Origin of the sequence: Streptomyces plumbidurans, from assembly GCF_019857225.1 — a bacterium.
GTDB lineage: Bacteria > Actinomycetota > Actinomycetes > Streptomycetales > Streptomycetaceae > Streptomyces > Streptomyces plumbidurans.
The window spans coordinates 56,727-66,962 of the sequence record NZ_JAFJSY010000069.1 but is presented as its reverse complement, the minus strand read 5'-3'; the positions used below and the strand labels follow the sequence as shown (position 1 = coordinate 66,962).

Here is a 10,236-nt window from a genome sequence, read left to right as displayed (position 1 = left end):
CTGCGCATCATCACCGGTGACGCCAAGACCACCACCAACGGTCTCGCCAACGCCAACGCGCACTGGAGCTGCACCGGCTTCGAGAACAAGGTGCAGCTGACCGAGCAGTACCCGCTCTGCCCGAAGGGCAGCAAGGTGGTCCGCACCTTCGCCTTCCAGAGCTGCTGGGACGGGAAGAACATCGACAGCGCGAACCACCGTACGCACGACGCGTTCGCCGACCCCGCCAGCGGTACCTGCCCGAACGGCTTCGAGGCGATCCCGCAGCTGACCGAGCGCCTGGTGTACGACATTCCGACGCCGACCATCGAGAACGGTCAGGTCAAGAACCCGTACGCGGTGGACAGTTTCCCGGAACAGCTGCACAAGCCGGCCACCGACCACAACGACTTCATCAGCATCACCACCGGTGGTCTTGCCAACAAGATCGCCGACTGCATCAACAGCGGCAAGCAGTGCCGGTGATCCGTTAGAACGAGAGCGACGAGAGCGGGCGGTGGGTTTCTCCCACCGCCCGCTGTCGTGTGCGCCGCCGGAGTTCAGCCGCTGTGACCACTGTGCTCGCCGTGCCCGCTGTGACCGCTGTGGTCGGCGCCGATCTCCTCCTCGCCGCCGAGCGTGCCCTGCAGCGCCCTGACGACCTTGTCGTCGCCGACGGCGACCCACTTGCGGCCGACGAGATAGAAACCGCCGTAGTCCTTCGCGTCGTTGATCCACTCGCGCTGGCCCCGGTCGGTGGCGAAGGTGGCGAAGATGTACTTGCCGTCGGACGTCTTGCAGATGGCCTGGCGGACCGTGTCGGAGTCGATCTGCATGTCCGGCTTGCACTTCGCCTTGGCCGCCAGGCTCTCCAGGCTGCCGGTGGCGGTGACCGGCACCTTGGCCGCCGCGTCACTGTCTCCGGATCCACAGCCCGCCAGCGCCAGGACGGCCGCGGCGCCGGCCACGGCGAGCATCGGTCGGGTCAACCTCATCTGTTCCTCCGGTCGCATGTGCTGGCCCTCGAACCACGGGCCCGTCCCCTTCGATACGGCTGCGGGGCGCCCCGCATTCAAATCCGGTGCAGCTGCGGGTACAGGTGTGCGAGGGTATGGCCCGTGAACCGAGACTGGGAAGATCGCGTGACGGCCGCTTGGGCCACTTTCGACGACTACGCCGAGGACGACGCCGGCGACTTCCGGGCCGTGATCGACGCGCTCGTCGCCGAACTGCCCGACGACAGCCCCCTCGGCCCCTTCGAGCGGGCCTGCGCCTGGGACTCGACGGGTCACTCGGACAAGGCGGTGCCGCTGTACCGCCGGGCGCTGGAGCTCGGGCTGAGCGAGGCCGACGGGTACAAGGGGCGGCGCGCGAAGATCCAGCTGTCGAGTTCGCTCAGGAACATCGGGCGGGCCGAGGAGGGCGTCAAGCTGCTGACACCCGAACTGGACGCCCCCTCCGACGAACTGGACGACGCGGTACGGGCCACTCTCGCGCTGTGCCTGTCCAGCCTGGGCCGCGACCGCGAGGGCCTCTCCCTCGTGCTGGGCGCCCTCGCGCCCCATCTGCCGCGCTACCAGCGGTCGATGGCGAACTACGCACGCGCCCTGGTCGAGCCCGCCGGCTGAGTCGACCGGGTGACGGTGACCATCGCACGATTCGCTCGTTCTGCTGAACGTGCAGTCACAGGATGTCGCCCCGCGCCCCACCCCCCACTCCGCCGACCCGGTCGTCGATGTCGAGCAGGCGGAGGCCGCGCTCGTCGAGCACTATCCGCGGCTGGTCCGGCTCGCCTATCTGGTGCTGCCGCCGAGCCTGGGCCGCAACCGGCGCGTGGTGACCGCGCACGCCCTCACCCAGCGCGCCCTGCCCCGGGGCCGGACACCGGCGCCCGTGATCCCGGCCCAGTCGACCGGCCGCGACGGCGACCCGGGGTACGCCTTCGTCCGCCTGCGGGTGCTGCGCACGGCCCTGGAGGCGGGCCTGCCGCTGAAGCGCGCGGCCTGGCCCCGGCGTACCCAACTGCCGCCGCTGCTCCCCCAGGTGTGGGGCCTCAGGCTCTTCCCGCGCTCCGGCGGGGCCGACGAACTCGCCCTGGACCAGCGCCTGTCCGCCCTGTCCGGACCGGCCCGCGCCGCCTATGTGCTGCGCGGTCTGGAGCAGCTCCCCGACCACGAGGTGTGCCGGGTGCTGACCGCGGCCGGCTGCGCCGACCCGGACGCGGCGCTCCAGGAGGCGGGCGACGTCCCCGAGCAGTACGCCCTGCTCGACTCCCCCGAGTTCGACCCCTGTTCGCTGCAGGCCAGGCCCACCGACCTGATGCGGCGCAGGCAGCACGCCAAGGCCGCGCTCGCCGCCGCCGCGGCCCTCGCGGTGTGCGGGGCCCTGCTCGGTCTGCCCGGTGACGGCTGGGCGCCCGACGGTGCGGCCGCCCCCGTGTACGCGAAGAACCCGGCCGCCGAGGCCGCCCTCGACCCGGCGAAGCTGGCCAGGGTCGCCCCGACGGCCTGGCAGGTCTCGGCGCGCACCGACTTCTCCGTGTGGCCGGCCCGCGGCGACCTCACCGGCGACAGGGCCCTGCTGCGCCGCGCCCTCGCGGTCTGGGCCCGCCCCGGCGAGAGCGTCCGGGTCTCCGCGACCCCGGGCACCCCGTCCGGCGGCCCCTCCGGCCCGCCCCAGCTGCTGTACGCCGGGACCGTCGACAGCGCCCACGTGGTGATCCTCTACGACGGCCTGCGCATCGTGCGCTACGCCGAGCCGAAGGATGGCACGAAGGGCGGCGCCGCCCTCGACTTCGCACGGGTCGACGACGCGGGCCGCGCCGAGGCGAGCGCGCTGGTGCTCGGCCGGGCCGACGGCAACGTCCGCTATCTGACGGCGCCCTGGGTGACGAAGGCCGCCGAGCGGGACCTGCTCAAGCCGGGTGCGGGCGCGACGGACCTGGCCATCACCGACGGGGTGACGGCGCCGCTGGCCAACTCCTCGGCACAGAACGGCAGTTGCACTTCGTGGAACGTGCTGCAGCTGACCGACGCCACCGGCACCCGCCTGGCGACCGACCTCGGCGAGCTGGTCCCGGCCCGGCTCACCACCGGCCGCCCCGGCGCCACCCATGAGGTGGGCGGCGCCGATGGGCTGCGCACGTGGGCGCCGTACGCCTGCTCGCTGGCCGCGCTGCGCTCGGCGGGTGTACGCGAGGTCAACACCTGGGAGTACGCCCGGCAGCCGCTGCCCGATGCGAGCGGCTCGGCGGACTGGGTGTGCACCCGCGCCGAGACCTGGCGCGGCGGCGGGACCCGGGTGCTCGCGCAGTTCCACACGCCGGGCGGACAGTACGGAGCGATCGCGGCGAAGGCGGAGAACGTCCCGGCGTGCGGCGCGAAGGACCCGCAGGTGCTGGCCGGGGTGCTGTGGAAGGCGGAGAAGGGCAGCTGGTACCTGCTCGCGGCCGGGAGCCGGGGCACCGCGTCGATCAGCACGACGGGCGGGGTGCGGGCGAGCGCGCGGGGCGGCCTGCTGGCGGCACGGGCCCGGCAGGGGGTCAGGGCCGAACTGAAGGGCACCACGGACGACGGGCGGTCGATCAGCGGGCTCGGTTAGGGCAGACCCTGAACACCCGTGGTTGGTCTGGTCCGTTCGCGGCCGGATCCGATCGGTAAGGTGTTCGCATGAGTACCGGGGTTCGCCGCAGAATGGGTGTCGAGGAGCGGCGGCAGCAGTTGATCGGCGTCGCCCTCGAACTGTTCAGCCAACGCTCTCCCGACGACGTCTCCATCGACGAGATAGCCTCCGCCGCGGGCATCTCCCGTCCGCTGGTCTACCACTACTTCCCCGGCAAACTCAGCCTGTACGAGGCCGCGTTGAGGCGTGCCGCGCAGGATCTGGCGGGCCGGTTCGACGAGCCGAGGCACGGTCCGCTGGGCGAGCGGCTGCGCCGGGTGATGCGTCGCTTCTTCGACTTCGTCGACGACCACGGGCCCGGTTTCTCGGCCCTGATGCGCGGCGGCCCGGCGGTCGGCTCGTCGGCGACCAACGCCCTCATCGACTCCGTACGGCAGGCCGCGTATGACCAGATCCTTTCGCATCTGGGCGTGGAGGATCCGCCCGCGCGACTGGAACTGGTCGTACGCTCCTGGATCTCGCTCGCCGAGTCGACCGCGCTGATCTGGCTGGACGGCCGGCGCATCCCGCGCGCCGAACTGGAGACCCAGCTCGTGCACGACTTCGCCGCACTGGCCGCGGTGAGCGCCGCCCACGACGAGGAGATGGCCGTCCTGCTGCGCGGGATCTTCAAGGACGAGCCCCGGGACGGCCCCTTCGCGGACCTGCTCACGCGACTGCTGGCGCTCGCTTCGTAGAGCGGGCTCTACCGGTCGAACTTGCGGTACGACGGGTCGAGGTCGCGCACCTCCGCGGAGGCGTGCAGCGTGATCCCCTCGCCGCCGATGTGCTTGCGCAGCAGCTCCAGCGTGGTCTCGGTCAGCTTCGCCTTGGTCTCCTCGGTGCGCCCGGCGAGCAGTCCGAAGGTGACATGGACGACCGCGTGGCGCGCCTGGGCGGGGTCCTCGTAGCCGTACACGGTGTGCTCGCTCGGCCGGAACTGCGTCTTGCACGCCTCCGGCTTGGCCGCGGCGATCTCGACCGTCGCCTCGTGCAGGGCACGGGCGAAGGCGTCCCGGTCGAAGGCGGGCTCGATGGTGCGCGAGTAGTCGACGGTGATCTGCGGCATGGGTACTCCTGTTCCGGGACGACACCGCCACCCTAAGTCCTCGCCCCGTGTGCCGGCGTCAGGCTCTCACCTGCGGTGCGACCGCGCACGGCACCGGTGGGGCAGACCGTCCCTCCTGGTCCGCCCCACCGGTGCCGTGCCGGTGTCAGGAGGTCCGGGTGAAGACCGCGACCGTGCGTCCCGGGACGGAGAACGTGCCCGAGGCCCGGTCGTAGGACGACGACTTCACGACGGCGTCCGTCCCGGCCGCCTGCACCGGGTGCAGCCGGTAGCCGGTGCCCGACAGGGACGTCACGTGCTGCTCCTGCTTGTCCGGCGTCGCGTTGAACACCACGACGAGGTCACCGAGCCGCATGGTGATCACGCCGGGCGTCTCGTCCTTCCCGGACAGCGGGAAGGACAGCTCCGACTGCACCTGTGCGGCCGTGCCGAGCGAGAACGCCTTCTCCGTGGAGCGGATCCTCAACAGGTCCTGGTACGCGGCCGAAGCACCCTCGATCTGCGGGCAGCCCACCTTGACCGAGGTCAACAGGGGCTTCGCGTACGGCCACTTGGACTCGTTGTCGGCCGCCATGGGCAGCCCGCGGCCGAAGCCGTTGCCGTCCGCGCAGTTCCAGTGCACGGCGTTGAACCAGTCGCCGCTGTCGAAGGAGTTGCGGTCCAGGGACTTCGAGCGCAGCAGGTCCGATCCCGCCTGCGAGAGGGACGGGCCCTGCGAGAGGGTGGCCGTCGCCATCGCGAGGACCTGCATCCGGGCCCGGTCGGCCGCGGAGGTGTCCTTCGGCAGCTTGTAGGTGAGGGCGTCGAACAGAGACTCGTTGTCGTGCGCGTCCGTGTAGGCGACGGCGTCGCCGGGCGCGTCCGCGTAACCGGCGGGCTGTCCGTTGTAGTCGACCTCGGCGCCGGTGACGTCCCTGCCCCCGGTGTCGGTGAAGCGGTACTTGGCGAGGTTGCCGGTCAGCCCGACCTTGATCAGGTCCTGGTAGTGCAGCAACCGGGCCTTCTGCTCGGCCGAAGTGCCGTTGGCGGACGCGGAGTTGGGGTCAGTGTACAGGCCGGACGCGAAGCCCTGGACGCCGGGGTCCTCGTCGAAGGGACTGCCGCCGCGCACGGCGTCGCGCGCCCGGTCGGAGAAGGTCGCGATGCCGGTGCCGGCCATGTTCTTCTGGGTGGCCTGCACGAAGCGGGCGTCGTCGGCGACCTCGCCGAAGTTCCAGCCCTCGCCGTACATGATGATCTTCTTGCCGTCGACGCCGTCCTTGGCGGGGGTCAGCGCGTCGAGCGCCCGCCTGACCGCGAGGATGTTCGCCTTCGGCTGGTGTCCCATCAGGTCGAAGCGGAAGCCGTCGACCTTGTACTCCTTGGCCCAGGTGACGACCGAGTCGACAACCAGCTTGCCCATCATGGCGTTCTCGGTGGCGGTGTTGGCGCAGCAGGTGCTGTTCGCGACCGAGCCGTCGGCGAGGAGCCGCTGGTAGTAGCCGGGCACCACCTTGTCGAGGACGCTGGTGTCGGCCTGGCCGGCGGCCGCCGTGTGGTTGTAGACGACGTCCATGACGACCCTGAGGCCGTCCTCGTTCAGCGACTTGACCATCTTGCGGAACTGGACCGTACGGGCCGTGCCGTCCGGGTCGGTCGCGTACGAGCCCTCGGGGACGGTGTAGTGGAAGGGGTCGTAGCCCCAGTTGTAGGCGTCCTTCGCGGCGGTCTTCGCGACGCACTCCTGCTGCTTGTCGGAGTCGGCCGGGTAGGAGGCGAGATCGCAGTCGGGGCGGGCCTGGTCCGCCTTTTTCTCGGGGATGGTGGCGATGTCGAAGGCGGGCAGCAGATGGACGTACGACGTGCCCGACTTCGCCAGCTCACGCAGGTGCTTCGAGCCGTCGCTGTCCTTGTCGGTGAAGGCGAGATAGGTGCCCTGGTCCTTCGCCGGCACGGTCTTGTCCGCGACCGAGAAGTCCCGGACGTGCAGTTCCTGGATCTGCGCGTCCTTCAGCGGTACGGCCTTGGGCTTGGTCAGGGTCGACCAGCCGCCCGGCGCAAGGGAGTTGTCGTCCAGGTCGACGACGAGGCTGCGCTCGGAGTTCGCGGTCAGGGCGACCGAGTAGGGGTCGGTGACCTTGTTGGTGACGACCTTGCGGACCGAGGGCGCCCACACCTTCACGACGTATCGATAGGGCTTGTTCTTCCAGGACGTGGGCCCGGTCACCGACCAGACGCCGGTGGTGTCGTCGCGCTTCATCGGTTTCAGGGAGCCGTCGAGCTCCAGTGAGACGCTCTGCGCGGTCGGCGCCCACACGGAGAGCGTGGGGCGGCCCTGGTGGAACGTCGGCCCCAGGTCCGTCTTGGTCGCGTCGGCGTACACGTCGTCGAGCACGCCCGCGATCTGCACGCCGGTCGCGGCCAGCACAGCTCCGTTGGCGGCGCGCTGCGAGGCGACGATCTGGCCGTCGAGCGCCTCGCGCACCCGGTCGCGGTCGCGCGGGTCGACGGAGAAGGCCGTGTAGTCCTTCAGATAGGGGAACTTCGCCTTCTGGGCGTCGGTGAGCGTGGTCTTCTCCAGCCGCAGCCAGCGCTCGTCGTCGCTGGTCAGCGCCCCGTCCTTCACGGCGATCGAGCCGTCGTGGGAGTACAGCAGCTGGGTGGAGGCGGCGCCGTCGGAGCCGTTCCAGGCCACGGTGTCCCGGTCGATCCAGACCGCCTTGGAGGTGGTCAGGTCGAGCGCGGCGGCCGATCCCGCGGGCTGGGGCAGCAGGTACTTCTCCTGTCCGTTCAGCAGCCACACCTCGTGACCGCTCGCCTTGAGGTCCAGGGACTGGTCGGCGGAGAGGTCCTTCTCGTCGCCCTTGTGGATGATGTAACTGAGGCTGGTGGCACCGTCGGTGAGCGGTACATCGAAGACCGCGCCGTATGAGTCGATTTTCACCGGCTTCAGCGGGCTCGTCCAGTCCGTGGGGTTCGCGGCGCCGGTCCACACGTGCAGACCCCAGCCGTCGTAGTTGCCGTCGGCGCGGTGGTAGTGGATGACCGCCTTGGTCGTGTCCTGCGGCGGATACGCCCCGTCGGGCTTCGTCTCCGTCGAGCCGTCCTTGCCCTGTTCGACCCAGACCTCGCCGGTCCTGCCAAGATCGATCGAGCGCTGCGGGCCGTCGGCGGCGCCGTCCTTCTCGATGCCGTACGTGATCTCGCCCGCCCCGGCCGGGACCTTCACCCAGGCGAACGCACCGTAGGCGTCCCGCCCGCTGAATTCCGCCTTCGTGTCACCCGACGTGAGCTGCCAGCCGCCGTAGTCGCCGTCACTGCGCTTGTAGTGGACGACCGCGTAGTCGCGAGTGGAGGCGGTGGGGGGCTCCTCGGCGGGCGGGGTACCGGTGGTCGAGGCGGCCGTGGCGCTTGCCGTGCGTCCGGCCGTGTCGACGACAACTGCCTTGTAGCGCAGGGCAGTTCCGGGCGGTACGTCCTGGCCGATGGTCTGCGTGACCTTGTAGGGGGCGTGGTCGGCGGAGCCGAGGGTCCGCCACTTGCCGTTGCCGACCTGGGCGGCGAAGACGACGCGGTTGAGGCCGCCGCCGTCGACGCCCGCGGAGAGCTCGACCGTGCCGGTCGAGCCCGCGTCGGGGGCCTTGAGGGTGATGGTCGGCTTCGTCGCCGGCTTCGCGAGCCGCCCCGCCGCCTTGAGGACGACGGCGGACTGCGCCGGGACGGAGACGGTGACCTTCTTGTCCGCGCCGGAGGTGACGTCGTCCGAAGTCCCGTAGATGCCACGGAACTGCATGCCCGCGGATCCGGTCGCGAAGGTCGCCGTTCTCGTCTCGCCGGCGTTGTTGAGGGCGACCACGTACTCCTGGCCGGTCCTGGCGTCCGTGCGGCTGAAGGCGTAGATGCCCGGTCCGTCGGCCGCGTAGCGCTCGGTCTGCACGCCGTCCGTCAGGGCCGGGTTGGCCCTGCGCAGCGTGCCGAGCGCGCTGATCTGCCGGTAGAGCGGGGCCTTCGGGTCGTACGCGTCGCTCGCGTGCGTGCGGTCGGTGCCGATCTCGTCGTCGTCGAGATAGTCGGCGACCTTCGAGGCGAACATCGTCTGGCGGGCGTCCTTGTCGCCGCCGGAGCCGGTGAAGCCCTGTTCGTCGCCGTAGTAGACGACGGGGTTGCCACGGCTGAGGAACATCAGCTCGTTGGCGAGCTCGTCCTTCTTCAGCAGCTCGGCGTCGGTGGCCTTCGGGTTGTCCTGGTCCAGGAAGTACCCGATGCGGCCCATGTCGTGGTTGCCGAGGAAGGTGACCTGCTCGTACGCGTTGGCCTTGTCGGTCGTGTACTTGTAGTCGTCGCCGAAGAGGGACGCGAGCTTCTGCGCGCTGCCGCCCTGGGAGGCGTAGGAGCGGGCGGCGTCCTGGAAGGGGAAGTCGAGGGTGGCGTCGAGGCGGCCCTGAGTGACGTACGGCGAGGTGACGGAGGTGTCGGCGGAGTAGACCTCGCCGAACATGAAGAAGTTCCTGCGGCCGTGCGCGGCGGCGTACTTGTCGAGCGCCGTCGCCCACTGGGTCCAGAAGTCCATGTCGACGTTCTTGACGGTGTCGATCCGGAAGCCGTCGATGCCGAAGTCGCGCACCCAGCGCTCGTAGATCTTCTCCATGCCGCTGACGACCTCGGGACGCTCGGTCCACAGGTCGTCGAGGCCGCCGAAGTCGCCGTAGGTGCCGCTCTCGCCGGCGAAGGTGGAGTCACCGCGGTTGTGGTACATCGTCGGGTCGTTGAGCCAGGCCGGGACCTTGGCCTTCTTGTCCGCGGCGGTGACCGTCGGGGTGCGCGGGAAGGAGCCCGTGCCGACGGACGGGAACTGCTTGGTGCCGTCCGCGTAGTCGGCGTCGTCGAACGGCCTGCCGTCCTTGGTCAGATACGGGAAGGCGCCCTTGGAGAGGTAGTCGTAGGACTTCTCCTGGTAGTCGACGACGTCGGCGGTGTGGTTGGTGATGACGTCGAAGAAGACCTTCATGCCCTTGGCGTGCGCCTTGGAGATGAGGGTCGCCAGGTCCTTGTTGGTGCCGAAGTGCGGGTCGACCTGGGTGAAGTCGGTGATCCAGTAACCGTGGTAGCCGGCCGAGGCGTTGGCGCCCGTCCCCTGCACCGGCCGGTTCTTGAAGATGGGGGCCATCCAGATGGCGGTGGTGCCCAGGCCCTTGATGTAGTCGAGCTTCTGGGTGAGGCCCTTGAGGTCGCCGCCCTGGTAGAAGCCCTTGTCCGTGGGGTCGTAGCCGGTGCTCATGCGTGAGCCCGTCAGGCCGCCCTCGTCGTTGCCGGTGTCGCCGTTGGCGAAACGGTCCGGCATCACGAAGTAGAACTGCTCGCGGGTGTCGTCGTGCCGGGCGGGCGCGGCGGCGAGCTTCGCGTCGGAGGGCGGCGCGGGCGGAGCGGCCGCCTGCGCGGCCAGTGGCTGGATCAGGGCGGCGGCGAGGGCCACGACGGTGACGGCCGCGACCCGTCTCGCTCTCGGTATCACAGGCGGGTACTCCTTGCGATGACGGCTCTGGTGGGTC

At 70.4% G+C, this 10,236-nt stretch carries 7 protein-coding genes; 4 read left to right on the top strand and 3 right to left on the bottom strand.

All coding sequences use genetic code 11. The annotated features are described in order from the left end of the window. Positions 1 to 465 (top strand): DUF1996 domain-containing protein (locus tag JYK17_RS31750; protein ID WP_222811716.1); only part of this gene is annotated, 465 nt, incomplete at its 5' end. Between the two features lie 74 nt (positions 466 to 539). On the opposite strand, the gene JYK17_RS31745 is transcribed toward JYK17_RS31750, so the two are convergent. Beyond that, positions 540 to 974 (bottom strand): hypothetical protein, encoded by a 435-nt coding sequence (locus JYK17_RS31745; RefSeq protein WP_108008048.1) that lies wholly within the window; start codon positions 972 to 974, stop codon positions 540 to 542. A gap of 123 nt (positions 975 to 1,097) precedes the next feature. Here JYK17_RS31745 and JYK17_RS31740 point away from each other — a divergent pair, with 123 nt between their 5' ends. The 3 genes from JYK17_RS31740 to JYK17_RS31730 all read left to right on the top strand — a co-directional run bounded on the left by JYK17_RS31740 (position 1,098) and on the right by JYK17_RS31730 (position 4,337). Beyond that, positions 1,098 to 1,607, top strand: coding sequence for a tetratricopeptide repeat protein (locus tag JYK17_RS31740; protein ID WP_108008047.1), 510 nt, complete (start codon positions 1,098 to 1,100; stop codon positions 1,605 to 1,607). 49 nt (positions 1,608 to 1,656) lie between these two features. Next, the gene (locus JYK17_RS31735) at positions 1,657 to 3,579 is read left to right on the top strand and encodes a hypothetical protein (protein ID WP_222811714.1); all 1,923 of its coding nucleotides are present in this window, start codon (positions 1,657 to 1,659) and stop codon (positions 3,577 to 3,579) included. Between the two features lie 68 nt (positions 3,580 to 3,647). Next, a complete protein-coding gene (locus JYK17_RS31730; protein ID WP_108008045.1) occupies positions 3,648 to 4,337 on the top strand; it encodes a TetR/AcrR family transcriptional regulator in 690 nt (229 codons plus the stop codon). Positions 4,338 to 4,345: 8 nt separating this feature from the next. Here JYK17_RS31730 and JYK17_RS31725 read toward each other — a convergent pair whose 3' ends face one another. Both JYK17_RS31725 and pulA read right to left on the bottom strand, forming a co-directional pair. Then, positions 4,346 to 4,708, bottom strand: coding sequence for a 5-carboxymethyl-2-hydroxymuconate Delta-isomerase (locus tag JYK17_RS31725; RefSeq protein ID WP_108008044.1), 363 nt, complete (start codon positions 4,706 to 4,708; stop codon positions 4,346 to 4,348). Positions 4,709 to 4,853: 145 nt separating this feature from the next. Beyond that, on the bottom strand, positions 4,854 to 10,199 hold the full coding sequence (gene pulA, locus JYK17_RS31720) for a pullulanase-type alpha-1,6-glucosidase (RefSeq protein WP_222811713.1): 5,346 nt from the start codon (positions 10,197 to 10,199) through the stop codon (positions 4,854 to 4,856). Positions 10,200 to 10,236 lie beyond the last annotated feature (37 nt).